Here is a 22554-nt window from a genome sequence, read left to right on the forward strand (position 1 = left end):
GTTCACGCTAACGGTCCGGCCGGTCAGACCCGCGCGGTGTCCCGGCGGAACAGCCGGGCCGCGCCGACGCCGAAGACCAGTGCCCAGACGACGAGGTTGACCACCGCCGCCATGCTCACCCCGTCGCCGGTGAGGGGAGCGCGAGCCAGCACGCCCATGCCGTACACCGGGGTGAACTTCGCGACCTGCTGGAGCACGTCCGGCAGCACCTCGACCGGGACGAACAGCCCGCCGAACATGGCCAGCACCGCGAGGACGGGGCCGATGATCTGCATGACGTTCTCGGCCGGCGCCAGGTAGCCGATGAACAGACCGAACGCGGCGAAGACCAGCGAGCCGAGCCAGGCGGCGAGCCCGGACAGCAGCCAGACGTACGCCGGGACGCGGACGCCTGCCGCCGTGCCCACTACAAACTCGACGACCACCGCGAGCAGGCCGAGGCTCATCGCGGTGATCAGCTTGGTCGCCACGTACGCCGCCGGGCGCAGCGGGGTGAGCCGCAGTTGCCGGCTCCAGCCCAGGGCCCGCTCGGTGGCCACCGCGCCACCGACGCTGGTCGTGGCCACCATTGCCGCGTAGACGGCCAGGCTGATCATGATGTACGCCGTCACCGGCCGACCGTTGTCCAGTGACTGCCCGCCCTGGGGCAGGCCGAAGATGAGGAAGAAGACGCCCGGCATGATCAGCGTGAAGGCGAGGGTGCGACGGTTGCGCAGCACCCGGCGCAGCTCGATGCCCAGGGCGCCGGGAGCGAACCCGCCCAGCGCGGGCAGCCGACGGTCCGGTTCGGTGACAGCGGCGCGGGTGGGGGTGGAGGTGGTCATCTCAGGCTCCGGTCTGCGCTGTGGTCAGGGCGAGGAAGGCGTCCTCGAGGTTGCGGGAGGTGATTTCGACGTCCCGGGCGGCGGTCCGGGTCAGCAGGTGCCGGGCGATGGCGTCCGAGTCGCCGGTCCGCACCAGCACGCTGTCGCCGCGTACCTCCACGGCGTCCACGCCGGGCAGCGCGGCGAGCGCGGCCTGGTCCGCGCCGGGCAGGGTGGCCCGCACGGTACGGCCGGCGGCCAGGTTCTTGATCTCCGCGGTGGTGCCGTCGGCGACGATGCGCCCCTGCCGGACCAGCACGATCCGGTCGGCGTACGCGTCCGCCTCGTCGAGGTAGTGGGTGGCGAAGATGACGGTCCGTCCGCGCCGGGCGTCTCGGCGCAGCGCCTGCCAGAAGTCCCGCCGCCCCTCGACGTCCATGCCGGTGGTCGGCTCGTCGAGCACCATCAGGTCCGGGTCGGGCAGCAGGGCCAGCGCGAAGCGCAGTCGTTGCTGCTGACCGCCCGAGCAGCGCCCCACCACCCGGTCGGCGATGTCGGTGATACCGGCCCGCTCCAGCACCTCCGCCGCCGGGCGGGTGTGCCGGTAGAAGTGGGCGGTCATCCGTACCGTCTCGCCCACGGTGAGGTCCTTGAGCAGCCCGCCGGTCTGGAGTACGGCGGCGACCCGACCTCGGGCCACCGCGTCGTCCGGGGTGCCGCCCAGGACGCGGACGGTGCCCCTGTCCGGGCGGGACAGCCCGAGCAGCATGTCGATGGTGGTGGTCTTGCCCGCGCCGTTCGGGCCGAGGAACGCCACCACCTCGCCGGGCTGCACCCGAAGGCTCAACCCGTCGACAGCGGTGACCGCGCCGAAGCTCTTGGTGAGGCCGTCCAACTCGACAGCCGGATGCGTACTGGTCATGCCACTGATGCTCCGGCGCGGCGTACCCCGATGCCCGGAGCGGTCGTCACGCTCCGACCGTGACATTTGTCAGGGGGCCGTTCCCCGGATGGTTTCCCCGCCCGGCAGCGGGTAACCGCCGGGCCGAAGCCGCGACACCGGGAGGACGCGATGGGTGCCACGCCGCAGGGTCAGGTCGACACGATCGTGTTGATCCACGGACTCTGGATGACGCCGCGCAGCTGGGAGGGGTGGGCCCAGCGGTACACCGAACGCGGCATGCACGTCATCGCCCCAGCCTGGCCCGGCATGGACCGGTCCGTGGAGCAGTTGCGCGACGACCCCGGCCCCATCGCCGAGCAGAGCATGGCCACGATCGTCGCGCACTACGACAAGATCATCCGGGCGTTGCCCCGACCGCCGATCATCATGGGGCACTCGTTCGGCGGCCTGTTCGCCCAGGTCCTCGCCGACCGGGGGCTCGGCGCGGCAGTGGTGGGGGTGCATCCCGCGGCGATCAAGGGGGTGCTCAAGGTGCCGCTGAGTCAGCTGCGCTCGGGCTTCCCGATCCTGCGCAGCCCCGCCAACCGCAACAAGGCCGTCCCGTTCACGGAGGACGACTTCGCCTACACGTTCGGCAACACGATGAGCCGCGAGGACTCCGACCGGGCCTGGCAGCGCTACGCCGTCCCCGGCGCCGGGCGGGTCTTCTTCGAGGGCGCGTTCGCCAACCTCGACCCTCGTTCGCCGGCCCGGGTCGATTTCGGGCGTAACGACCGGGCCCCGCTGCTGCTGATGGCCGGCGAGGTCGACCACGTGGTGCCGGCGTCGGTGGTCCGCGCCAACGCCGGGCTTTACCAGAAGTCCCGGGCCCTCACCGCGTACGAGCAGTTCGCCGGCCGATCACACTTCACCGTCGGGCAGGACGGCTGGGAGCCGATCGCCGACTACGCGCTGGACTGGGCGCTGCGTGCGGCGGCCCTGCCCCGGGAGGCGACAATCGCCAGCGAGGCCCCCCGCCGCTGACCCCGGTTGCCGTGATCAGGTGATGAGAAACAGCTCTGGAATGCCTCTGACAGCTGTTTCTCATCGCCTGATCACGCAAGACCACGCTGGCGGTGCGGCATGTCGGCGTCCTGGCGGGGTACCTCTGTGCGATGAGGGCCAGTTTCCGGCTTGGCCGGGTCGCGGGAGTGCCGGTCGGCGTCAACTGGAGCGTGCTGGTCATCTTCGCGTTGATCGCGTGGGGTTTGGCCGCGAACCAGTTTCCCCGTTCGTACCCGGACCGCTCACCAGTGGCGTACCTGCTCGCCGGCCTGGCTGCGGCGGTGGTGTTCTTCGTCGGCCTGCTCGCCCACGAGGTGTCGCACGCGGTGGTGGCCAAGCGCAACGGGCTGACTGTCGACGGCATCACGCTGTGGCTGTTCGGCGGTGTCGCCGAGTTGCGGGGCGAGCCGCGTGACCCGGGCGCGGAGTTGCGGATCGCGGGTGTCGGCCCGCTGGTCAGCCTGCTGATCGGGGCGTTCTTCGGTGCCATCGCGGCGGTGCTCGCGCTGGCCGGGCAGGGCGGGCTGCTGTTCGGGGCGGTGGCCTGGCTGGCGGGCATCAACGTGCTGCTGGCCATCTTCAACGTGCTGCCGGCCGCGCCCCTGGACGGTGGCCGGTTGCTGCGCGCCGCGGTCTGGAAGGCCACCGGGGACCGGACCCGAGCGTCAGTGGTCGCCGCCCGGGCCGGCTGGGTGCTGGGTGTGCTGCTGATCGGCCTGGGGTTGTGGCAGTTCCTGTCCGGGGTCGGTTTCGGCGGGCTCTGGCTGGCCCTGATCGGCTGGTTCCTGATCGGCGCGGCCGGGATGGAGGAGCGGCAGGCCCGCACCGGCACCGCGCTGCGCGGGATTCGGGTGGGCGATGTGATGACCCCGCAGCCGCAGACCGCCTCGGCGCAGATGACGGTCGCGGACTTCGTCGACCACTACCTGTTCGCGTACCGGCATTCGGCGCTGCCGCTGACCGAGGACGGCCGACCGATCGGCCTGGTCACCGTCGACCGGGTGCGGGGCGTGCCGCCGGAGCGGCGGGCGTCGACCACGCTGGCCGAGGTGGCCTGCCGGGCCGACGAACTGGTGCTGGCCCAGCCCGGTGAGCAGCTCAACGACCTGCTCCCCCGGCTCTCCGAGTGCGCCGACGGCCGCGCGCTGGTGGTGACCGAAGACGGCCACCTGACCGGGATCGTCTCCCCCAGCGACATCAGCCGCGCCGTCCAACGCAGCACCCTCCGCACCCCCACCTCCACCCCCTCCCGTTGATCATGGAGTTGGCGGCGCGACACGCCGGCCTCGGCACCGCCAACCTCATGATCAACGGAAGGGGCGCGGGGTCAGCGGGGGAAGTAGCGGTCCAGGGCGTCGGTGCGGAACGTGCCCTTCGGGTCCAGGTCGGCCAGGAGCGCGGCGAAGTCGGCGTAGCGCGGGTAGCGGGCGGACAGCTCGGCCGGGTCGGTGACGAAGACCTTGCCCCAGTGCGGGCGGGCCGCGAAGGGCGCCAGCCGCTCCTCCACGGCGGCCACCACGGGAAGCACCGCTGCGGTGTCCTCGATCCAGGTGAAGTGCAGCACGAAGCTGTCCCGCCGGTAGTTCGGGCTGAGCCACAGCTCGTCGGCCGCCACCGTCCGCAGCTCGGACACCAGCAGCACCGGGGCGATCAGATCCGCCAGGTCGTCCAGCGCGGCGAGCGCGTCCGCCGCCGCCGTCCGCGCGACGTGGTACTCGGACTGCAGTTCGTCACCGCTGCTCGGTGTGAAGCCGAGCTTGAAGTGCGGCAGCCGCTCGTGCCACGGGCCCGGCTCGCCGAGCTGCGGGGTGCAGTTCTCCGCCGGCATGCCGAGCACCGGGTGCCGGGGCTGGTCGGCCGCGGTGGTGCCCAGCCAGTCCGCCGGGGGTGGCGGCTGGTCCGCCAACTGCTTGCGCCACACCTCGCGCAGCCGGGGCTCACGGAAGTCGGTGAAGACACTCACGCTGTACGCCGAGCCGAGCGCCTCGTCCAACGCCGTCCGGTCCAGGTCGAGGCGTACGTACTGGCGCAGCGCGAAGGTCGGCACGACGTCGACTGTGACGCGGGTGACCAGGCCCAGCGCGCCGAGCCCGACCACCATGCCGGCGAACGTGTCGGTGTCGCGGTCGACCCGGAGCAGATCGCCGTCGGCGGTGACCAACTCCAGGCCGGCGACCGTGCTGGCCAGGTTGCCGTGGGTCTGGCCGGAGCCGTGGGTGGCGGTGGCCACCGCGCCGGCCACCGAGATGTGCGGCAGCGAGGCGAGGTTCGCCAGCGCGTACCCCTGGGTGTGCAGCTGTCGGGCGACGTCGCCGTAGCGCATCGCGCCGCTCACGGTGACCTGCCCGCGCTCGTGGTCCACCTCGACGACCGGGGGCAGCCCGGCGAGGCTGACCAGGTCACCGTCGGTGTCGCCGATACGGTTGAAGGAGTGCCCGCTGCCCACCGCGCGGATCCGGCTGCTGCCGGCGACGAGCCGGCGTAGTTCGTCGACGGAGGTGGGGCGGTGGAACGCCTTCGCGGCGTACCGCACGTTGCCGGCCCAGTTGCGGCGCGGAACGTCAGTGGTCGACGCGGCGTGCGATCCCTGCGCGGTCATGTGGCGGTCTCCCGATCGGTGCTCTGGTGGTCGGCCAACGCGGCGACGAGGGCACCCAGGACGGTATCCGTCTGGAACGTGTTGTAGCCACGCTGGGCGATCGGCAGCCCGGCCCTGGTGGCGCGTTCGATCTCCCCCCGGGCCGCCTGCCGGGCTGACGTGTCCCCTGACATCAGCGCGTCCTGGCCACGTCGGATCAACCGGTCGACCCGGTCCATCTGGTAGCCACGCAGACCGACCGTAAGCTCCGGTGCCTCGAAGGCGGCGCGGCGCACCGCGAGCAGGTCGACGAACCGGTCGCCGGCATAGCGGGTCAACGCGGCCGACACCTGCTCGGGCTGCTCACGGACCTGGTCGAGGACGAGCAACTCGACTGCGGCTCGGCCGTCGAGCGGATGGCGGGCGGTCACCAGCTCACGGGGCACACCTTGCACCGGCACCATCAGCAGTCGCGGCGGTTTCGCGTAGCCGTCGCGTCGGGGCGGCTCGTCGAGGACCAGCGCGTCGACCTCGTCCCACCGAATCTCCCGGCGCAGCCCGGGACGCCGGATGCTGAGCCCTTCCGAGTGGATCCTGAACCGGAACGGCCGCATCGCGCTGACCAGCGCCAGCGCGCCGAGCGCGATCGCCCCCACCGCGATGATCGTCCGTAGCAGGGCGCCGTCGCTGGGATAGACCAACAGGAGCACTCCACCGAGTACGCAGACCAGGGCGAGCGCACGGGCCCCCCGATTCCGGCGCAGTTCCACGCTCGGACCCCCGTTTCATGACCGTGGCGTCGGTCCCGACATCTTCCGCCAGACCGGGCACCAAGGGCACCGGTCGATCGGGCACGGTTGTTCTCGTCGTCGTCGGGGAACCCTACGCCCATGAGCAGCTACCGCGATCCGGCCGCACGAGGTGACGTCTTCCCCTCCGAGGAGGAGCTGGACCCCACCGGCACCGAGGTCGAGCAGGCCAGCGCGCCGCCGGCCGGCGGGTTTGCCAGCCACCCGTCGCCCACTCCCGGTCCTCGGCCCACACCGGCACCCGCGCCCGCTCCGACGCCGGTGCCGGCACCCGGCCCGCCACCGCGCGCCCCTGGCGCACAGTCGATCGTGACGCGTCACCTGGACGGCTCGGTGGAGGTGGTCACCGACCTCGACGGTGACGGCGTCGCCGACGTCGTGCAGATCGACGTGGACGGTGACGGGATCCCGGACATCACCTACGTGGACAGTGACCGCGATGGGCGGCTGGACACCGTGCTGGGCGACCCGAAGACGGTCGGGACGGGCGCCCACCGGGCCTGACCGGCGGCAACGTCCCACGGCCACCGGCCGACTCAGAGCTTCGCCATCACCTCGCTGGCGACCAGCTCCAGGTGCTCCAGGTCGCTGAGGTCCAGCACCTGGAGGTAGAGCCGCTCGCTGCCGATCTCCGCGTACCGGCCGATGGTGTCCAGCACCTCGGCGGGTGTCCCGGCCAGGCCGTTGGCCCGCAGCTCGTCGGGTTCGCGGCCGATGGCGGCGGCCCGGCGGGCCACCTCGGCGTCGTCGCGCCCGCAGCAGAGCACCAGGGCGTTGGACCAGACCATCCCGGCCGGGTCCCGGCCGATCTCGACGCAGGCCGCGCGGACCCGGTCGAACTGCGCCGCGGTGTCCGGCACCGAGGCGAACGGCAGGTTGAACTCGTCGGCGTAGCGGGCGGCCAGCCGAGGGGTGCGCTTCGGGCCCGTCCCGCCGAGCAGGATCGGAGGACGCGGCTGCTGCACGGGCTTGGGCAGGGCGGGAGAGTCCCGGACCGGGTAGTACCGGCCGTCGTGGTCGAACCGCTCCCCCGCCGGCGTGGACCAGAGCCCGGTGATCACAGCGAGCTGCTCCTCCAGCCGGTCGAACCGCTCGGCCAGCGGCGGGAACGGGATGCCGTACGCGCTGTGCTCCTCGGCGAACCAGCCGGTGCCGATGCCCAGCTCCACCCGGCCGCCGCTCATCTGGTCGACCTGCGCCACGGTGATCGCCAGCGGGCCGGGCAGCCGGAAGGTGGCGGCGGTCATCAGCGTGCCGAGCCGGATGCGGCTGGTCTCCCGGGCCAGGCCGGCGAGCGTGGTCCACGCGTCGGTGGGGCCGGGCTCGCCGCTCACGTCACCCATCATCAGGTAGTGGTCGGACCGGAAGAACGCGCCGTAGCCGGCGTCCTCTGCGCAGCGGGCGACGGCGAGCAACTGGTCGTAGGTGGCACCCTGCTGGGGCTCGGTGAAGATCCGAAGTTCCATGATCCGAGCATAGGGAGCTGATCGGCGGTGGCGCGTCGGGACGGGGACCGTCGTCATATGCTTTGACAGTCATATGGCGGAGGAGGCATATTGGAAAGGTGCCCACCGACGCCTTCACCGTCCTCGCCGAGCCCACCCGGCGCCGGATCCTCGATCAGCTCCGCGACGCCGAACGCAGCGTCGGCGAGCTGGTCGATGGGCTCGGGGTCAGCCAGCCAGCCGTCTCCAAACACCTGCGGGTGCTTCGCGACGCCGGCTTCGTCACCTGCCGGACGGCCGCCCGACAGCGGATCTACCGCCTCGACCCCGGCCCGCTGCGGGTCGTCGACGGCTGGCTCGACCCGTACCGGAGGCTCTGGGCCCGACACCTGGACGCCCTGGAACGGCACCTCGACAGTCAGGAGCAGTGAATGGACCGCGACGCGTTCCGCCCGAGCCCACCCGCCGACGTGCACGCCGAGCGAAACGACGCTCGCGCGACCCTCGTCTTCGTCCGCGACCTGCGGCATCCGCCAGCCACCGTCTGGGCGGCACTGACCGACCCGGCCCAGCTCGCGCAGTGGGCGCCGTTCCTCGCCGACCGCGATCTCGGCAACGCCGGCGCCGCCGTGCTCACCCTCGTCGACGGCGAGACCACCCAGGAGGACCCGGCGACGGTACGCCGGGCCGAGCCGCCGCACCTGCTGGAGTACACCTGGGGCGACGACCTGCTGCGCTGGGAGCTGAGCCCGCTGGGCAGCGGCACCCGGCTCACCCTGCGGCACACCGTCGCCGACCGGGGCATGCTGCCGATGGTCGCGGCCGGCTGGCACCTCTGCCTCGACGTGGCCGACCGATTGCTCGACGGCGACCCGGTCGGCCCGATCCGCGGCGCGGAGGCCAAGGACTTCGGCTGGCCCGAGCTGCGCGACGCGTACGCCGAACGGCTCGGTGAGGGCTGACCGGTGCAGTTCCGGCGGCCCCGGAGCCCGGAGCCGCCGGAACCCGGTCAGACGTACGGCCGCTTGGCGTACGCCTCGCGCAGCGCGGTTAACCCGGCCGCCTTCGGCACCAGGGTGCCCCACCCGGAGTTGAAGTAGTTGGTGCGCACGATCCGTGGCCCGTGCTCGGCGTTGAGCTGGGCGATCGCCGGCGGGACGGTGGCGATCCAGGCGGCTTGGTTCGGGATCTCGGCGACCCTGACGCCCCACTCCGCGATGATCACGGGTCGGGACAGCGCCACCGGCCCGAGATCCGCCACCGCCCAGTCCTTGGTGCGACGAAACCGGGCCAGCGCGGTGTGGCTGGCGTTGGTGCCGTACACGTTCCACTGGAGGTAGTCGAGGCGCGACATCAGCGACTCCGGGTGGGTGCGCTGGAAGCATTCCCGGTCGAAGCCACCCAACCCCACCGAGAAGGTCGTCCCGGTGGGCAGCGTCCGCGCCTTGAACCACGTCAGGATGTAGTTCATCGCCTGCACCGCGCGAGCGTCCGACTCGGCCCAGGTGTACGCCTTCCCGTCCTCGGTGGTGCCGAACTCGTGATCGGTGTCCAACTCCGAGGCAAGCTGGATGTTCACCCCGAAACCGAGCGCCCGGTACTGCGACAGGGCGCGGGCGAACAACCCGTCGCACTGCCCCTTGATCACCTGGCCGTACCCGTACGCCCTCGGCCAGGTGGTGCCGGGTCGCTGCTGGATGGTCATCGACGGGGCCGGCACCGTGTAGCTGACGCCGTCCACCGTGAAGCTCTGCGGCCCGTAGTTCGGGGCGCCGTAACTCTTCAACTCCAGGACCATGTTCATCTGCACACCGGCCTTGCCCAGGTTGACCAGCCAGGGCCGGTTGTAGCCGGGGAAGATGTAGCCGTCGGCGAAGCTTCGGTACTGGGTGAGCGACCGGAAGTTGCCGCCGGTCATGTCGGCGGTCGGGTCGGCGCCCCCGGAGAGGTAGTAGCCGCCGAGCACGGGTTGGCTCAGGCTGTAGTCGGCGGCGGCCGTCGCGGTGTTGCCGGCGGCGTCGCGGACCTGGACGGTGACCCGGGGCATCACGCCACCGACCGATACACGGCCACGGAGCCGTTGTCGGAAACCCGGGTCCAGGTACGTCCGGAGTTGTCGGTGACGGTCACTGTGAGCGGGTCGATGACCGCCGTGACCTTGACCGGCGCGCTGCTGTTGCCCTGCGCGTCGGTGACCACGATGGTGACGGTCAGCGGTTTGGTGTCGGCGTCCGAGTAGGTGACGGTCAGCAGCATCTGGTCACCCGGCGCGAAGACGGATGCGTTCAGGGCTGCGGTTGCAGTGGGAGCGGCCATGTCGGGCCCTCTCTGGCTCGGTCGCCGGGCCTCGGCGCGCGGTTCAGCGACGTCGGACCCGGCGGGGTCCACAGTGCGAAAGGCCGGCGGGGCACGGGAACGGCAGGCACGACCGGCGGACGGCGCTGCCTGACTGCCGGTGGTGCTGACGTCCGTGTCCCGATGGGCGGATGCACCGCTGCGGGCGCCCGCAGGGGTGTCGGTGACAGCCACGGCCTGTCGTACGCGTGATCGGCACGGCAGCTGTGCCGTGACCGCCACGGCTTCGAGGCCGGGCTGGGTGAGGGCGGCACCGGTGCGGACGATGCTGTCCCCATCGGGCCGGAGGATCGGGATGTGGCCCGCCACCCGTCTACCTCCACCTGTCCCAAGGGTGCTCTACCAGGGGCTTTACCGTCTTGTCCGAATTGTGACAACCTCCGGCAAGGCTCGGCGCGACGGTTACTCGGGCGGCGTGCCGCGTACGGCCCTTCAGTCACCTTTGAAATGCCGGATATCGTTGTTTCGTCCTTGTATATGGAAGAGTGAGCATCGTGACGACGAATCATCCGGCATCTGCGGCCACAGACCCGGGGTACGCCGCCGCGCTGGACACGGCTGAGCGCCTGCTGGGCTTCCGCTTGGAGCGCTTTCTTGGCACCACCCCTGGTGAGCCAGCCAACGGCGCAGACTTCAAACGGATCGCGACGATGCACGCCTTCGGCGACGTCTGGCCGCGCACCGAGCACCTAGATACACGGACGCGGGCACTGGTGTCCGTCACCATCGCGGCGACGCTCGGCGTCCTGGAGCCCCTTCGTGGTCAGCTGCGCATCGCGCTCAACGCCGGCGCCACCAAGGAAGAGATCGCCGAAGTCTTTCTTCAGGTCGCGGCCTACGCTGGCGTAGCACGCGCGTTCGACGGCTACCAGGTCGCGGCCCAGGTCTTCGCAGAGGACCCGGAACGCTCAGGCCCTGGCAAGTAAGGTCCGCCGGGATGTCACCCGGCCTCGTACGCGTCACCGTTCGCCCACACCGGCCGCACCATCCCGGCACGATACGACAGGCCAGGGCCGTCGGTGCTGGCCTTCAGTCGAGATGGTCGGCGGGGGCGGTCTGGAGCAGCCAGGCCAGCGGCATCCGCGCCCGCGTCTCGTAGCTGCCGTCCCCGCCCAGCCGGTGCAGGGTGACCGTCTGGGCGCCGTCCCGATCGACCACCCAGTACTGCGGGATCCCCGCCGACGCGTACTCGCGGACCTTGGTCACGGAGTCCATCGCCTCCGAGCCCGGCGAGACGATTTCCACGACGAGTACGACGTCGGCGACGGCGGCCCAGACGCTGCGGGACGGCGGCTTACGCCAGACACTCACGTCGGGGATGCGGCCACCGTCGCCGTCCGGTCCGGAGATGCGCACACCGACTGCCTGAAGCACCTGCTCGGCGGGCCAACCCGCCACGATCAACCAGGCGAAGAGGCGACTGGCGATCATGGCATGTTCCGAATCGGGGGGCGGCATGACCGACAGGACCCCCTCGGGGCTGGTCTCGTAGCGGTGACCGTTCGGGTCGGCGGCGTTCATCGCCGCCACGTCGTCGAGCGTCACAACGGCGGGCATGTGCATGCCGACAGCCTCAGCGCTCATGAGTCACATCCTAGGTGACCAGCGGCGGCGATCACCGCACCCGTTGGCTCAGCGACGCCGCCGCGCCGGGTCGAGCAGGGCGGGCGGGGTGTCGAACTTCTCGGCTGCGGCGAGGTCGACCCCGGGTGCGACGATCGCGTCGATCGCGTCGAGCACGTCGGCCGGGAGCACGGTGTCCGCGGCGGCGAGTTGGGCGTGCAGGTGGTCGATGGTGCGGGGGCCGATGATCGCGCTGGTCACGGCCGGGTGCGCGGTGACGAACCCGAGTGCGAGCTGGATCAGGGTGAGCCCCGCCTCGTCGGCGACGGTGGCCAGCTGCTCGACGGCGTGGAGCCGGGCCTGGTTGGCCGGAACGCTGAGGTCGAAGCGGGCGGGCAGGAGCGCCGAGCGGCTGGTGGTGATCTCCCGGCCGGCGCGGATCGCGCCGGAGAGCCAGCCCGAGGCGAGCGGGCTCCAGGCGAGCACGCCGAGCCCGTACTGCTCGGTTACCGGCAGGACGTGGGCCTCGATCCCCCGTTGCAGGATCGAGTAGCTGGGCTGCTCCGTGACGTAACGGCCCAGGTGGTGCTCCCGCGCGGCCCACTCGGCCTGCACGATGCGGTACGCGGGGAAGGTCGAGGAGCCGAAGTAACGGATCTTTCCCGCCCGTTGCAGGTCGGTCAGCGCCGACAGGGTCTCCTCGTCGCTGGTGGTCGGGTCCCACCGGTGGATCTGGTAGAGGTCGACGTGGTCGACGCCGAGGCGGCGCAGGCTGTTGTCCAACTCGGTGACCAGCCAGCGGCGCGAGCTGCCCCGCTGATTGCGCTCGTCGCCCATCGGCATGCCGGCCTTCGTGGCCAGCACGATGTCGTCGCGACGGCCGGCGATGGCCTTGCCGACCAGTTGCTCCGACTCGCCCTGGCTGTACATGTCGGCGGTGTCGATCAGGTTGATCCCGGCCTCCAGCGCGGCGTCGACGATCGCCGTCGCCTCGCCCTGAGTGGTGTGCCCCAGTTTGCCGAAGTTCATTGCGCCGAGCACGAGGGTGCTGACCTGGACGCCGGTGCGCCCCAGGGTGCGGTACTGCATGGCTGTTCCTCCACGGAAGGGTGAGGTGACACTGGCCCACAGGCTCTGGCATCCTGAGCAAGTGGAACCACGTTCCGCTAAGAACAATCCGGAACAGTGTTCCGTTTGCCAAGTGACGGAGGTAACGGCTCGGTGGCCGACATCGACAGCGAATCGGGGAGGTCGACTCCGCGGAAGCGGGCCGACGCCCGGCGCAACGAGGCGACACTGCTGGACGCCGCCGCCGCGGCCTTCGTCACCTCGGGCGTGGACGCGCCCGTACGCGACATCGCCGCCCGGGCCGGCGTCGGTGTGGGCACCATCTACCGCCACTTCCCGACCCGCGCCGACCTCATCGTCGCCGTCTACCGGCACCAGGTCGAGGCGTGCGCCGAGGCAGGCCCGGCGCTGCTGGCCGACAGCGGCACACCACACGCCGCCCTCGCCCAATGGATCGACCTCTTCGTCGACTTCCTGGTCACCAAGCACGGCCTCGCCGAGGCGCTTCAGTCCGACAACGCGGCCTTCGAGACCCTGCACGCCTACTTCCTGGACCGCCTCGTGCCGGCGTGCGCCCACCTGCTCGACGCCGCTGCCGCGGCCGGCGAGATCCGCCCCGACGTGACGGCCTTCGAGTTGCTGCGCGGTGTCGGCAATCTCTGCATCGGTGCCGGCGAACCCCGTTACGACGCGCGTCGCATGGTCGAAATCCTCGTCGCCGGGCTGCGCCAGCACCACCAGGGCACCGGGCCGCGATAGCTTATTGATCATGGCGGACTGGGAGCTTCGGCCGGCCTCGGCGGCGGACGTCGAGGCGGTGGCCGAGTTGCGGGCGGTGGTGCTGCGGGCCGATCTGGAGCGGCTCGGGCGGTACGACGAACAGCGGGTGCGGCAGCGCCTGCGGGACGGTTTCGCACCGGCGTACACCTGGGTCGTCGAGGTGGACGGCGCGTTCGCCGGCTGCGTGGCGCTGCGGCCCGCTGCGGACGCCCACTGGCTGGAGCACTTCTACCTGGCCCCGCGGCTACAGGGCAGTGGCATCGGCACGGCCGTGCTGCGCGACCTGCTGGACCGGTGCGACCGCCTCCGCACGCCGGTGCGGCTGAACGTGCTGCGGGGCAGCCCGGCCCGGAGGCTGTACGAGCGGCACGGATTCACCCTCGACACCGAGGATCCGGTCGACGTGCTCATGGTCCGCGCACCCAGGAAGATCACCGCCGAGACCCGGACAGTGTCAATGTAACGTTGACGGATGACGTCGGAGCTGGATCGGTTGGCGGAGGTCCGCGCTACCCGCGCTCGGCTGGACGAGCAGGAGCTGGAGATCATCGACCGCGCGCGCCACGACGGTGCAACGTGGGCCCAGATCGCGACGGCGCTCGGCCTCGGCAGCCGGCAGGCCGCCGAGCAGCGTCGACAACGGCTGGTGGCGGCGCGCTGGTCGCGGCGGCAGCAGCTCGACCTCGGGTTACCCCCGCAGATCGCGGCGCTGCGGGCGGCGGTCGCCGACCTTGGCCGCTGGATCGGCGCCGATCGGCGGTGGGACAGCCGATTTCGTCGAGCGGCGCTGGTGCGGAGCACCGTGGACGCCGCGTTGGACGCCGCCCCGGGCTCGCTGTACGCGTTGGCCCTGCTCCTCGCCACCGATCTCGCCGAAGCGGGTGAGCGACTGCCCGCGCCCGCGCGGACCGCCGCAGCCACGATCGATGCCGCCCTGTCAACGGAGCGTTGACAGGTCTCAGCAGCATTGCCGGCAGTCAACTCAAGGCCGAGGATGTGAGTCACCTCGACTCAACTCGGAGCGCTCATGCGTCGCAACGCGGGCCTGTTCGTGGCGATCTCCCTGCTGTCCGGCTTCGGCAGCAGCGCCATGTCCCTGGTCGCCGGCATCTGGATCCTGGACGTCAGCGGCTCCACCAGCCTCGCCGCCCTCGCCGGGCTCTGCGTCTACGCCCCGGTGCTCGCCGGCCCGTGGCTGGGCGGTCTGCTCGACCGGGCACCCCGGCGGCCGCTGGTCATCGCCGTCAACCTCATGCTTGCAGCCGCCCTGCTTGCGCTCCTCGCGGTACGCGGGCCGGCGCAGACCTGGCTCATCTTCGCCGTCTCCTGCGCCTACGGCGTCAGCTACGTGCTGATCGACGCGGGCGAGACGGCGCTGCTGCCGTCGGCACTCGCTCCGACCGAACTCGGCGACGTCAACGGGTGGCGCTCCAGCGCACAGGAGGGCATGAAACTCGTCGCTCCCCTGGCCGGAGCCGGCCTCTACGCGTGGCGGGGCGGCCACGCGGTCGCCGTCCTCAGTGCGGCCATGCCGGTCCTGGTCGCCATCCTGTACGCGCTCCTTCGCCTGAACCGTGCGCCCACCGACCGGCCCACCGAACGCGGCGACGGCCCGCGTACCGGATTGGTGGTCCTGTTCGGACAGCGAGCGACCCGTCTGGCGGTCGCGCTCGCCGCGGTGTCGATCGCCATGTCCGGCTTCACGACGGCGGGAACCTACGCGATCGTCGTGACCGAGCTACGCCTGCCGACGACATTCCTGGGTGTGCTGGCCAGCGCGCAGGGCGCCGGTTCCATTCTCGGTGGCCTGATCGTGGGCCGGCTCATCGCGGCACGAGGTCCCGTTGCCGTCGGTGTCGCCGGAACGGCGCTGTTCGCGATCGGCTGCCTGGCGCGCTGCCTGCCGTGGTGGCCGGCCACAGTCGTCGGGGCGGTGGTGGCCGGCGTCGGGCTGCCCTGGGCCCTGGTCGCGGCGGTGACCGCCGTGCAGACCCACACGCCGTCGGCGCTGCTGGGCCGGGTCTCCGCGACGGCCAACACCGCGATGTTCGGGCCGCTCGTCGTCGCGATCCCGCTCGGCTCCGCGGCCGTCCACCTCGGCGCCCGCCCGCCGCTCATGGCAGCCGCGGCGATCTGCCTGACCGCCGTGGTGGTGGCCACGTTCCGCCGCCGGTCGACGGCACCCGACGAGACGCCGAGCGCGCTCTCGCCGCGCCGAACGGCTGGGACGGGTCCGGCGAGCCGCTGACCGGGTTCACCCGCGTACCGGATGGGTCGCCTGGAAGGCGAGTCGACGGTCCGCGTCGGCGGCGATCTCATCGAGGATGTCGTCCAGGTCGAGGAAGACCGACCAGCGCTCGCGGCCGGTGGCGTCGGCCAGCCGGTCCACGAGCAGCTCTTCCAGGTCGGTGCCCCGCTTTCCCTTCCACACCTTGTCGGCGACGCTGACCAGCAGGTCGTCGACGTCGATGCCGTCCTGGTGCCAGGACGCGTGGTCGCGCGCGAACCGGGCCGACGACTCGGCGACGCCGTGCTGGAGCAGCAGCTCGTAACCGGCGGGCTCGTGCGCGGAACCGGGCCCGGACAACTCCTCCGGGTGCCGGACCTTGCCGATGTCGTGGGTGGCGGCGCCGAAGAGCACCGCCTCGCGGTCGAACGGGAGTTGCGGGAACCGGCGCGCCATCGCGTCGGTGAGCTGCGCGGCCACCTCGTGCACGGCCCGCAGGTGCGCGGCGAGGCGCGGCGGCGCGTCCAGGACCTCCAACAGGGCGACGACCTGGTCGGGCAGGGGCCGTAGCGGCGGGTCCGCGGGTGCGGTGAGGGCACGGCGCAACGAATCGGACGTCACCGCGCCAAGGGTACGACCACCACGCACTCGACAACCGTTCGCCGCCCGCCCGGATACTGTCTGGTCATGCCGCTCAGTTCGGACGAGGTCGAGGTGTTCGAGCACTCCAGGGCCCGCCTGGAGGCGATCGCCTATCGCCTGCTGGGCTCGGCCAGCGACGCGGAGGACGCCGTCCAGGACACTTTCCTGCGCTGGCAGGGCGCCGACCGGGAGCACGTCGAGACGCCCGAGGCGTGGCTGACGAAGGTCCTCACCAACGTGTGCCTCAACCAGTTGACGTCGGCGCGGGCCAGGCGGGAGACCTATGTGGGCACGTGGCTGCCCGAGCCGGTCCTCGCCGGGGACCGGATGCTCGGCCCGCTCGACACCGCCGAGCAGCGCGAGTCGGTCTCGATGGCGGTGCTCACCCTGCTGGAGCGGTTGTCGCCCAACGAACGCGCGGTGTACGTGCTGCGGGAGGCCTTCGGCTACTCGCACGGTGAGATCGCCGAGATCCTCGGCATCACCGAGTCGAACTGCCAGCAGACCTACCGGCGTGCCAAGCAGCACGTCACCGCCGAACGGGCCCGCGCGGAGGTCGACCGGGCCACCGCCCGGAAGATCGTCGCGGAGTTCCTCACGGCGGCCAACAACGGTGAGATCCAGCGGCTGGTGGAGTTGCTGACCGACGACGCGACGAGCACCGCCGACGGCGGCGGCAAGATCCCGGCCCGGGCCGCGCCGATCGTCGGCGCGCTGGCGGTGGCGAAGTTCCTGCGTGGCCTGTTCAAGCCCGCCGACGTCAAACGTGACCTGGTCGGTGGCAGCCCGGCCGTGTACGTCTCCACCGCCAACGGCGCGCCGGCGGTGGTGGTCGTGATCGACGACCGGGTCATCGGCGTGATGTCGGTGGAGGTGACGCCCGAGGGCGTCGCGGCCATCCACAACCAGGTCAACCCCGACAAGCTCGCCCGTGCCACCCGGCAGTGGTCTGCCTCGGAGCATGAGGAGCCCACTCTCCACGTCTGGTGACCCAGGTCATAGCCGACCCCTGTCAGGAATCGCGTCGCTGTCCGGTTCAGGAAGCGACCACCACCGAGACAGGAGTGCCACCATGAAGCACCGCATCGTCGTCCTCGGAGCGGGGTACGCCGGAGCCATGGCCGCCGGGCGACTCGCCAAGCGGCTGCACCCGGACGACACCGAGATCACCGTCATCAACGCCGACGCGGACTTCGTCGAGCGGGTCCGCATGCACCAACTCGCCACCGGGCAGGACCTCAAACCACGCCCTCTGAGCGAGGTCTACGCCGGCACCGGCGTCAAGCCTCGGCTGGCCCGGGTCACCGCCGTCGACGCCGATCGCAGGACCGTCGCGCTCGCCGACGACAACGGCACCGACGAGATCACCTACGACACGCTCGTCTACGCCCTCGGCAGCGTTACCGCCGACCACGGCGTCCCCGGGGTCGCCGAGCACGCGTACGACATCGCCGGTAGGCCCTCGGCGCTGCGGTTGCGCGACCGCCTCGCCCACCTCGCGGCCGGCGGGACGGTGCTCGTCGTCGGCGGCGGCCTCACCGGCCTCGAAGCGGTCACCGAGATCGCCGAGACCCGGCCGGACCTCGATGTCGCGCTCGCCGCCCGCGGCGGTCTCGGTGACTGGCTCAACGGCAAGGCGCAGCAGCACCTGCGTGGCGTCTGCGACCGGCTCGGCATCACCGTGCACGAGCACACCGACATCGCGCGGGTCGGGGCGGCCGGTGCGGTCACCCGCGACGGTCGGGAGATCCCGGCTCAGGTGACGGTGTGGACGACCGGCTTCGCCGTGCACCCCATCGCCGCCGCCACGACCCTGGCGGTCGCGGAGACCGGGCAGATCATCGTCGACGCCAGCATGCGGTCGGTCTCACACCCCGAGGTGTACGCGGTGGGCGACGCGGCGATCGCCGAAGGACCGGGCGGCAAGCCGCTGCGGATGTCCTGCGCCTCGGGCATCCCGATGGCCTGGCAGGCCGCCGACGCCATCGCCGCACGCCTGACCGGTCGGGCGAAGTTTCCCAAAACCCCGCTGCGCTACTTCAACCAGTGCATCAGCCTCGGCCGCCGCGACGGCATCATCCAGTACGTGACCGCCGACGACCGGGCCAGGCCGGCCCTTCTCACCGGAAAGTTGGCGGCCCGCTACAAGGAGTTCGTCTGCACGGGCGCCGCCTGGAGCATCGCGCACCCGGTCCTGTACCCGGTCCGCCGCCACCGCGTCGTCCCGACCCGGTCGGAGGTCCGCACGGCCGCGTCCTGAACGGACGCGCGCCAGCCCTAGGCTGTCGCAATGGCGGCGGAGCATGTGGTGATCGATCTCGACGAACACGGTCATGAACCGGCCGAACGGAGCGACATCGCCCACGGGAACGTCGCCAACAGGCGGAAGGTGCTCCTTCAACTCGTCGCCGCCTTCGTGATCGGTGTGGTGCTCGGCGGCATCGGTGTCGGTGAGTTGCGAGACTCTCGTGCACAGCGCGAGCGGTCCACTGCGGTCTCCCTCGTGGCCCTACCCGAGTCGGGCTATTCGGGAGGCTCGAACAGCAGAGGAACCGTCGTGCTGGACGGGCAGCTGACACTGATCAACACCGGCCCCGCGCCGATCACGATCCGCGCGGTTCAGGCAGAGAGGCCGGGCGTCCAGGTACGCGGCATGGGCGAGGCCCGGCACGTCCGCCCGGGTGGCACCGGCCAGATCCGCGTCGATCTGCAATTGGAGTGCGCGACGGCGTTCGACCTGGAGCCGTTGTCGGTGCGGTTCTCCGTCGAGACCGAGGACAAGCGGCTCAGAGAGGTGCGCTACCCGGTCGCTCTCGTCGGAAGCGCCTGGCAGGAGAACGCCCTGCACCTGTGCGAGCCCCGGCCCGACTCATAGCAGGGGCGAGGACCCGTCGTCGGCCGGTCACGCTGACTGCGTCTGCTCGACCAGGTGCACCAGCATCAGCGCCGTCCTCTTGTCGGGTTGCACGGAAGCGGTGCGGATCAGGTACGTGCCACGGGCCAGGTTCACGGTGAGGTGGGTGGTGTGCTCCAGCCCGTCGCCGGTATAGCCGGAGTCGAACAACTCGGCTGGCCCGCTGGTCGTCCACGTGCCCGCGTCCTCCCAGTCGGCGATCTCGACCGCCCGGGGTACGAGGCGGACGACCTCTGCCTCGGAGACGGCGTAGAGCCACCGCACGAAGATCCGCCGGTCCGGGAGGTACGTGGTGGAGGCCGGTTCGTCGGCCAGAACGAGCGCCTGGGCAGCACCGACATCGAGCACCCCCACGTAACCGTCGACTTCGCAGGCCCGGTCGTAGTCACCCCAGGAGTCATCGTCGTCGTCCGACGCGCCCTTCCAGTCGCCGAGCGCCGTCGTCGGCACGACGATGAGCGGCCCGCCGCCCGAATCGACCCACTGCAGCAGGCTGACCGGCCTGCGCGTACGAGCGAGGACGCCGGCCAGGTCGGTCATGTCGGTCACGATCGCGTCGGCACCGGCGGCGGTGAGGCGTTCGGCCTTGCCGGGTTTGTTGGCGTACCCGATACAGGCGACACCGGCTGCCCGGGCGGCCTCGACGTCGGTGACCGAGTCACCGACCAGAACAGCGGCATCGGGTGCGACCTTCAGCGCCTTCAGGGCCTGCTCCACCGGCACCGGGTTGGGCTTCAGCAGATCGGGATGCTCCCCCCGCCCGATGACGGCGGCGAAGTAGCGGGCCCGGTCGCGGCGCCCGAGATAGGCGCCGATGGCGGCGGCGGAGTTGTTGCTGACGATGGCGAGGGGACGCCCGGTCGCCAGGCACGCCGCGACCAGGTCGAAGGCTCCGATCGTGGTCTCCGCGGACGCCGCTGCCTCGACCTCCGCCGCCGCAAGGGCCGCACCGACGACGCCGACCAGCTCGGGCGCGACCACAGCGATCGCGCGGAACAGCTCCAGCGGGTCGTCTCCGGCGCGCAGCTCATCGGGCAGGGCGACGCCCCGGCCGACGATCAGTTGACGCAGGTCGGCGGCGATGCGCGGCGCGGCCCTGCTGCCGAACAGACGGCAGATCGGACCGTCGAAGTCGACGAGGACGACTTCGGCCCGCTCGGCGATGTCGGCGAGCCGGTCGGCTGGCCGTTCTGCCTCGATCGTCACCACGCGCTCCCGCAGACCGTCTTCGCCATCAAGGCTGTCGATCCTAGAGACCGACGTCGCGGCGGACCGCAGGCCGGGCTCAACCCGACAGGCTCAGTCCTCTCGTTGTTGACCCGTGGACGGCCCATCGGACTCGGCCTGGCGCTCGGCCTGCCAGATGGCGTGCCCCTTGAGCAGGTATCCGATCCAGTAGATCGCGAAGAGGATCAGGAAGCACGCGAAGAACACTCCCGAAACGATGCTCGCGAGGACGAGCCCTTCCCTGCCATCGGCCAACCCGTGTGCCGCGAAGCCGACGAGTCCCAGGACAAAGAAGATGACCATGTAGAGCGGCAGCGTCGAGCTGTCGGCTGGGTGGGACGCGCGAGGCAGCCACGGGACGCGAGAGTCATTGCTGATCACCTGCCGAGTATCGGGGACGCCCTGGGTCACCGTCTGTCCCTGCCAGACACTCGTCAGCCTGCGGCCCAGTAGCAGGTCCCGCTCCGCCTCGACCGGGGAGATCGAGGCGGAGCGGGACCGTCGGCGGTCTACCCGTTAGAAACCGCCCCACTGACGGGCCGAGCACTTCCAGGTCTTCCCGTTGTCCTGCGAGACGCAGAACACGAGGATCTTGCCGAGGATCGGGAGGTTGAGAGTGAAGAGGTGGCCCTTGGTCTTCGCGTAGACAACGCCTGACTTCTCGGCGATGTCGGCCAGCGCCCACCCGTGGTCCGGTCGGTCCACTGTCGCCACGCGGCGCAACGACGTGATGTCCTTGCCGTCGAGGAGCGTCCTGATCTCGTCCGCCGAGGGCTCGCCATCGCCGATGAGCGTCTGCACGCTGGACGGGCCGTCGACGGCGACACCATTTGCCTTCTCGAAGGCAGCCTTCGTCGCGCCGACCGTGGTGCCGCCGTCGAGGTCGAGGGTGAGGATCAGCTCGCCGGTCCGGCGCGACAGCAGGCATTCCCAGACGGACTTGCCGGACGCGACGCACATGGTCAGGCACCACTCCCGGCCGCCGGAGGTGGACGAGGCGAAGAGCAGGGACGTCGCCGTCCCGCCGTCGCCAGTGCCGTCGTACGCCCCGTCGGCGAGGTCGGCCATTGTCGTGCCGAGCACCTCCCGGCTGCCCGGGATCGTGCCGACGACCTTGACACCGTCGACCTCCTTGCCGGCGGCGAGCGCCGCGAGTTGGTCGCCGGTGAGGTTGCGCCCGCCGGTGTCGACGGCCAGCACCTTGTCCAGGTCGCCGACGGGTCGACCGGTCAGGTCCTCGAGTTGTTGAAGCATCGCGCCCGGGGCGCCGGGGTGATCGGTGATCGTCGTCCGGGCCTCCCCCTCGGCGGCCTGGGACGGAGCGTACGAAGCGGTCAGCCCGACGATCAGGGCGGTCGTGACGATGGTGGCGCGCCTGGTGATGTCCCGCAGAGTTGTCATGCTGTCCTCATTTCCGTGATCGGTGTCGGCGGGGTGGGACGGGCTACCAGCGACACGTGACGATGTCCCCAGTGTTGTTGGGGGATCCCCAGTCGCAGTGGTCGTCGATCCACTCGCCGACGTCGCTGATCGTGTCCACGATCCAGGCGAACACCGACTTGATCGCGCCCCAGAGGCTGAAATAGACGACAGTCGTCTCGGGTGTCCCGCCGGCCTCGTCGATGACGTCCTTCGTCGACATGGCGGCGTTGGGCTTCTCGATGATGTCCAGCACCCGTACGCCGGTGTCGTCCTTGCCGGCCAGCAGCGCCTCGATCTGCTCCGGGGTCCGCTCCTTGCCGTCGTCGACCGCCACGATGGCGCGGTCGACGAGCACCTGCCGGCTTCCGCTGACGGCTTGGGCGATGCCGGCGATCTCGCCCACGGTGAGGTCGTTGCCGAGCGCGGGGCCGGTGAACCGCCGGACCGACACGGCACCCGCCGGGTCGATCTGGATCTCGACGGCCGTGATCATGTCGTCCGCCCCGAAGGGCGCCCAGGCGAACGTCCACTTCCCGCCGACGCAGCGGAACTGGCCGTACTCCCGGCCCTCGGGCGCGGTGTCGGTACGGACGACTTCGCCGCGCTCGTCGACGTGCTCGACCACGCAGTCGGCGCCCTTCTGTGGCGGCTTGTCGGTCTGGGCCACTGCGGCGGAGGACATGGCCAGCACCGTCCCGCTGACCACCCCGACCACCGCGAGGCGGTGTGCCAAACGACTCATCGAACGCTCCATTCCTGATGCGGAAAAGACT

At 71.2% G+C, this 22554-nt stretch carries 27 protein-coding genes; 13 read left to right on the plus strand and 14 right to left on the minus strand.

All coding sequences use genetic code 11. The annotated features are described in order from the left end of the window. Positions 1-23 precede the first annotated feature (23 nt). Positions 24-824, minus strand: a complete 801-nt coding sequence (locus DLJ58_RS23725) for an ABC transporter permease (protein ID WP_124859418.1) — start codon at positions 822-824, stop codon at positions 24-26. 1 nt (position 825) lies between these two features. Further along, entirely contained in the window at positions 826-1725 is a 900-nt protein-coding gene (locus DLJ58_RS23730; RefSeq protein WP_091409175.1) for an ABC transporter ATP-binding protein, read from the minus strand. A 150-nt stretch (positions 1726-1875) separates the two neighbouring features. On the opposite strand from DLJ58_RS23730, the gene DLJ58_RS23735 reads away from it, so the two are divergent. Then, complete coding sequence (locus DLJ58_RS23735; protein WP_124859420.1) at positions 1876-2730, plus strand: alpha/beta hydrolase; 855 nt, start codon at positions 1876-1878, stop codon at positions 2728-2730. Positions 2731-2861: 131 nt separating this feature from the next. Beyond that, positions 2862-4007, plus strand: coding sequence for a site-2 protease family protein (locus tag DLJ58_RS23740; RefSeq protein WP_124859422.1), 1146 nt, complete (start codon positions 2862-2864; stop codon positions 4005-4007). A 71-nt stretch (positions 4008-4078) separates the two neighbouring features. Here the strand turns inward: DLJ58_RS23740 and DLJ58_RS23745 are convergent, their stop codons facing one another. Both DLJ58_RS23745 and DLJ58_RS23750 read right to left on the minus strand, forming a co-directional pair. After that, complete coding sequence (locus DLJ58_RS23745; RefSeq protein ID WP_124859424.1) at positions 4079-5350, minus strand: FAD-binding protein; 1272 nt, start codon at positions 5348-5350, stop codon at positions 4079-4081. Next, the gene (locus DLJ58_RS23750; protein ID WP_124859426.1) at positions 5347-6099 is read right to left on the minus strand and encodes a hypothetical protein; all 753 of its coding nucleotides are present in this window, start codon (positions 6097-6099) and stop codon (positions 5347-5349) included. Before DLJ58_RS23750 ends, DLJ58_RS23745 begins: the two co-directional genes overlap by 4 nt. Positions 6100-6219: 120 nt before the next feature. Here DLJ58_RS23750 and DLJ58_RS23755 point away from each other — a divergent pair, with 120 nt between their 5' ends. Then, positions 6220-6642 carry a hypothetical protein gene (locus DLJ58_RS23755; protein WP_124859428.1) on the plus strand — a complete coding sequence of 141 codons (423 nt, stop codon included), beginning with the start codon at positions 6220-6222 and terminating at the stop codon, positions 6640-6642. A gap of 32 nt (positions 6643-6674) precedes the next feature. Here DLJ58_RS23755 and DLJ58_RS23760 read toward each other — a convergent pair whose 3' ends face one another. After that, complete coding sequence (locus tag DLJ58_RS23760) at positions 6675-7604, minus strand: LLM class F420-dependent oxidoreductase (protein WP_124859430.1); 930 nt, start codon at positions 7602-7604, stop codon at positions 6675-6677. A gap of 98 nt (positions 7605-7702) precedes the next feature. Between DLJ58_RS23760 and DLJ58_RS23765 the strand changes: the two genes are divergently transcribed. Both DLJ58_RS23765 and DLJ58_RS23770 read left to right on the plus strand, forming a co-directional pair. After that, entirely contained in the window at positions 7703-8014 is a 312-nt protein-coding gene (locus DLJ58_RS23765; RefSeq protein WP_124859432.1) for an ArsR/SmtB family transcription factor, read from the plus strand. Beyond that, positions 8015-8545, plus strand: a complete 531-nt coding sequence (locus DLJ58_RS23770; RefSeq protein WP_124859434.1) for an SRPBCC family protein — start codon at positions 8015-8017, stop codon at positions 8543-8545. 47 nt (positions 8546-8592) lie between these two features. Here the strand turns inward: DLJ58_RS23770 and DLJ58_RS23775 are convergent, their stop codons facing one another. Together DLJ58_RS23775 and DLJ58_RS23780 are read right to left on the minus strand one after the other, a co-directional pair. Then, entirely contained in the window at positions 8593-9630 is a 1038-nt protein-coding gene (locus DLJ58_RS23775) for a hypothetical protein (protein ID WP_124859436.1), read from the minus strand. Further along, positions 9630-9899 (minus strand): hypothetical protein, encoded by a 270-nt coding sequence (locus DLJ58_RS23780; RefSeq protein WP_124859437.1) that lies wholly within the window; start codon positions 9897-9899, stop codon positions 9630-9632. Before DLJ58_RS23780 ends, DLJ58_RS23775 begins: the two co-directional genes overlap by 1 nt. A gap of 524 nt (positions 9900-10423) precedes the next feature. On the opposite strand from DLJ58_RS23780, the gene DLJ58_RS23785 reads away from it, so the two are divergent. Next, on the plus strand, positions 10424-10864 hold the full coding sequence (locus DLJ58_RS23785) for a carboxymuconolactone decarboxylase family protein (RefSeq protein WP_244219100.1): 441 nt from the start codon (positions 10424-10426) through the stop codon (positions 10862-10864). 103 nt (positions 10865-10967) lie between these two features. Here the strand turns inward: DLJ58_RS23785 and DLJ58_RS23790 are convergent, their stop codons facing one another. After that, on the minus strand, positions 10968-11522 hold the full coding sequence (locus DLJ58_RS23790; protein WP_091409135.1) for a Uma2 family endonuclease: 555 nt from the start codon (positions 11520-11522) through the stop codon (positions 10968-10970). 48 nt (positions 11523-11570) lie between these two features. Continuing rightward, the gene (locus DLJ58_RS23795; protein WP_124859441.1) at positions 11571-12590 is read right to left on the minus strand and encodes an aldo/keto reductase; all 1020 of its coding nucleotides are present in this window, start codon (positions 12588-12590) and stop codon (positions 11571-11573) included. Positions 12591-12722: 132 nt separating this feature from the next. On the opposite strand from DLJ58_RS23795, the gene DLJ58_RS23800 reads away from it, so the two are divergent. The 4 genes from DLJ58_RS23800 to DLJ58_RS23815 all read left to right on the plus strand — a co-directional run bounded on the left by DLJ58_RS23800 (position 12723) and on the right by DLJ58_RS23815 (position 15597). After that, positions 12723-13328 (plus strand): TetR/AcrR family transcriptional regulator, encoded by a 606-nt coding sequence (locus tag DLJ58_RS23800; protein WP_208741292.1) that lies wholly within the window; start codon positions 12723-12725, stop codon positions 13326-13328. A 10-nt stretch (positions 13329-13338) separates the two neighbouring features. Beyond that, on the plus strand, positions 13339-13812 hold the full coding sequence (locus DLJ58_RS23805; RefSeq protein WP_124859443.1) for a GNAT family N-acetyltransferase: 474 nt from the start codon (positions 13339-13341) through the stop codon (positions 13810-13812). Positions 13813-13821: 9 nt separating this feature from the next. Next, complete coding sequence (locus DLJ58_RS23810) at positions 13822-14301, plus strand: hypothetical protein (protein WP_124859445.1); 480 nt, start codon at positions 13822-13824, stop codon at positions 14299-14301. Positions 14302-14376: 75 nt separating this feature from the next. After that, positions 14377-15597: an MFS transporter gene (locus tag DLJ58_RS23815; protein ID WP_124859447.1), complete on the plus strand. Its 1221-nt coding sequence runs from the start codon at positions 14377-14379 to the stop codon at positions 15595-15597. Between the two features lie 6 nt (positions 15598-15603). Here the strand turns inward: DLJ58_RS23815 and DLJ58_RS23820 are convergent, their stop codons facing one another. Continuing rightward, a complete protein-coding gene (locus DLJ58_RS23820) occupies positions 15604-16197 on the minus strand; it encodes an HD domain-containing protein (protein WP_124859449.1) in 594 nt (197 codons plus the stop codon). Positions 16198-16263: 66 nt separating this feature from the next. Between DLJ58_RS23820 and DLJ58_RS23825 the strand changes: the two genes are divergently transcribed. The 3 genes from DLJ58_RS23825 (at position 16264) to DLJ58_RS23835 (ending at position 19093) form a co-directional block, all read left to right on the plus strand. Then, positions 16264-17208, plus strand: a complete 945-nt coding sequence (locus tag DLJ58_RS23825) for an RNA polymerase sigma-70 factor (RefSeq protein ID WP_124859450.1) — start codon at positions 16264-16266, stop codon at positions 17206-17208. A gap of 82 nt (positions 17209-17290) precedes the next feature. Continuing rightward, a complete protein-coding gene (locus DLJ58_RS23830) occupies positions 17291-18478 on the plus strand; it encodes an NAD(P)/FAD-dependent oxidoreductase (RefSeq protein WP_124859452.1) in 1188 nt (395 codons plus the stop codon). Positions 18479-18508: 30 nt separating this feature from the next. Further along, positions 18509-19093 (plus strand): hypothetical protein, encoded by a 585-nt coding sequence (locus tag DLJ58_RS23835; protein ID WP_124859454.1) that lies wholly within the window; start codon positions 18509-18511, stop codon positions 19091-19093. 27 nt (positions 19094-19120) lie between these two features. Here the strand turns inward: DLJ58_RS23835 and DLJ58_RS33880 are convergent, their stop codons facing one another. The 4 genes from DLJ58_RS33880 to DLJ58_RS23855 form a co-directional block, all read right to left on the minus strand. Beyond that, positions 19121-20338: an Imm21 family immunity protein gene (locus DLJ58_RS33880; protein ID WP_158629623.1), complete on the minus strand. Its 1218-nt coding sequence runs from the start codon at positions 20336-20338 to the stop codon at positions 19121-19123. A 93-nt stretch (positions 20339-20431) separates the two neighbouring features. Then, complete coding sequence (locus tag DLJ58_RS23845) at positions 20432-20740, minus strand: hypothetical protein (protein ID WP_124859456.1); 309 nt, start codon at positions 20738-20740, stop codon at positions 20432-20434. A gap of 135 nt (positions 20741-20875) precedes the next feature. Then, positions 20876-21760 (minus strand): hypothetical protein, encoded by an 885-nt coding sequence (locus DLJ58_RS23850; protein WP_124859458.1) that lies wholly within the window; start codon positions 21758-21760, stop codon positions 20876-20878. Between the two features lie 43 nt (positions 21761-21803). Then, the gene (locus tag DLJ58_RS23855; protein WP_124859460.1) at positions 21804-22523 is read right to left on the minus strand and encodes a hypothetical protein; all 720 of its coding nucleotides are present in this window, start codon (positions 22521-22523) and stop codon (positions 21804-21806) included. Positions 22524-22554 lie beyond the last annotated feature (31 nt).

This window comes from Micromonospora arida (genome assembly GCF_003857035.1).
Lineage (GTDB): Bacteria > Actinomycetota > Actinomycetes > Mycobacteriales > Micromonosporaceae > Micromonospora > Micromonospora arida.

Excerpts from the sequence above, each read along its gene's own strand:
- DLJ58_RS23810 (WP_124859445.1), top strand. The coding sequence starts at position 13,822 with ATGACGTCGGAGCTGGATCGGTTGGCGGAGGTCCGCGCTACCCGCGCT.
- DLJ58_RS23795 (WP_124859441.1), bottom strand. The coding sequence starts at position 12,590 with ATGCAGTACCGCACCCTGGGGCGCACCGGCGTCCAGGTCAGCACCCTC.
- DLJ58_RS23760 (WP_124859430.1), bottom strand. The coding sequence starts at position 7,604 with ATGGAACTTCGGATCTTCACCGAGCCCCAGCAGGGTGCCACCTACGAC.
- DLJ58_RS23755 (WP_124859428.1), top strand. The coding sequence starts at position 6,220 with ATGAGCAGCTACCGCGATCCGGCCGCACGAGGTGACGTCTTCCCCTCC.
- DLJ58_RS23790 (WP_091409135.1), bottom strand. The coding sequence starts at position 11,522 with ATGAGCGCTGAGGCTGTCGGCATGCACATGCCCGCCGTTGTGACGCTC.
- DLJ58_RS23745 (WP_124859424.1), bottom strand. The coding sequence starts at position 5,350 with ATGACCGCGCAGGGATCGCACGCCGCGTCGACCACTGACGTTCCGCGC.
- DLJ58_RS23830 (WP_124859452.1), top strand. The coding sequence starts at position 17,291 with ATGAAGCACCGCATCGTCGTCCTCGGAGCGGGGTACGCCGGAGCCATG.
- DLJ58_RS23825 (WP_124859450.1), top strand. The coding sequence starts at position 16,264 with ATGCCGCTCAGTTCGGACGAGGTCGAGGTGTTCGAGCACTCCAGGGCC.
- DLJ58_RS23835 (WP_124859454.1), top strand. The coding sequence starts at position 18,509 with ATGGCGGCGGAGCATGTGGTGATCGATCTCGACGAACACGGTCATGAA.
- DLJ58_RS23855 (WP_124859460.1), bottom strand. The coding sequence starts at position 22,523 with ATGAGTCGTTTGGCACACCGCCTCGCGGTGGTCGGGGTGGTCAGCGGG.
- DLJ58_RS23725 (WP_124859418.1), bottom strand. The coding sequence starts at position 824 with ATGACCACCTCCACCCCCACCCGCGCCGCTGTCACCGAACCGGACCGT.
- DLJ58_RS23780 (WP_124859437.1), bottom strand. The coding sequence starts at position 9,899 with ATGGCCGCTCCCACTGCAACCGCAGCCCTGAACGCATCCGTCTTCGCG.
- DLJ58_RS23815 (WP_124859447.1), top strand. The coding sequence starts at position 14,377 with ATGCGTCGCAACGCGGGCCTGTTCGTGGCGATCTCCCTGCTGTCCGGC.
- DLJ58_RS23805 (WP_124859443.1), top strand. The coding sequence starts at position 13,339 with ATGGCGGACTGGGAGCTTCGGCCGGCCTCGGCGGCGGACGTCGAGGCG.
- DLJ58_RS23740 (WP_124859422.1), top strand. The coding sequence starts at position 2,862 with ATGAGGGCCAGTTTCCGGCTTGGCCGGGTCGCGGGAGTGCCGGTCGGC.
- DLJ58_RS23775 (WP_124859436.1), bottom strand. The coding sequence starts at position 9,630 with ATGCCCCGGGTCACCGTCCAGGTCCGCGACGCCGCCGGCAACACCGCG.
- DLJ58_RS23770 (WP_124859434.1), top strand. The coding sequence starts at position 8,015 with ATGGACCGCGACGCGTTCCGCCCGAGCCCACCCGCCGACGTGCACGCC.
- DLJ58_RS23735 (WP_124859420.1), top strand. The coding sequence starts at position 1,876 with ATGGGTGCCACGCCGCAGGGTCAGGTCGACACGATCGTGTTGATCCAC.
- DLJ58_RS23850 (WP_124859458.1), bottom strand. The coding sequence starts at position 21,760 with ATGACAACTCTGCGGGACATCACCAGGCGCGCCACCATCGTCACGACC.
- DLJ58_RS23730 (WP_091409175.1), bottom strand. The coding sequence starts at position 1,725 with ATGACCAGTACGCATCCGGCTGTCGAGTTGGACGGCCTCACCAAGAGC.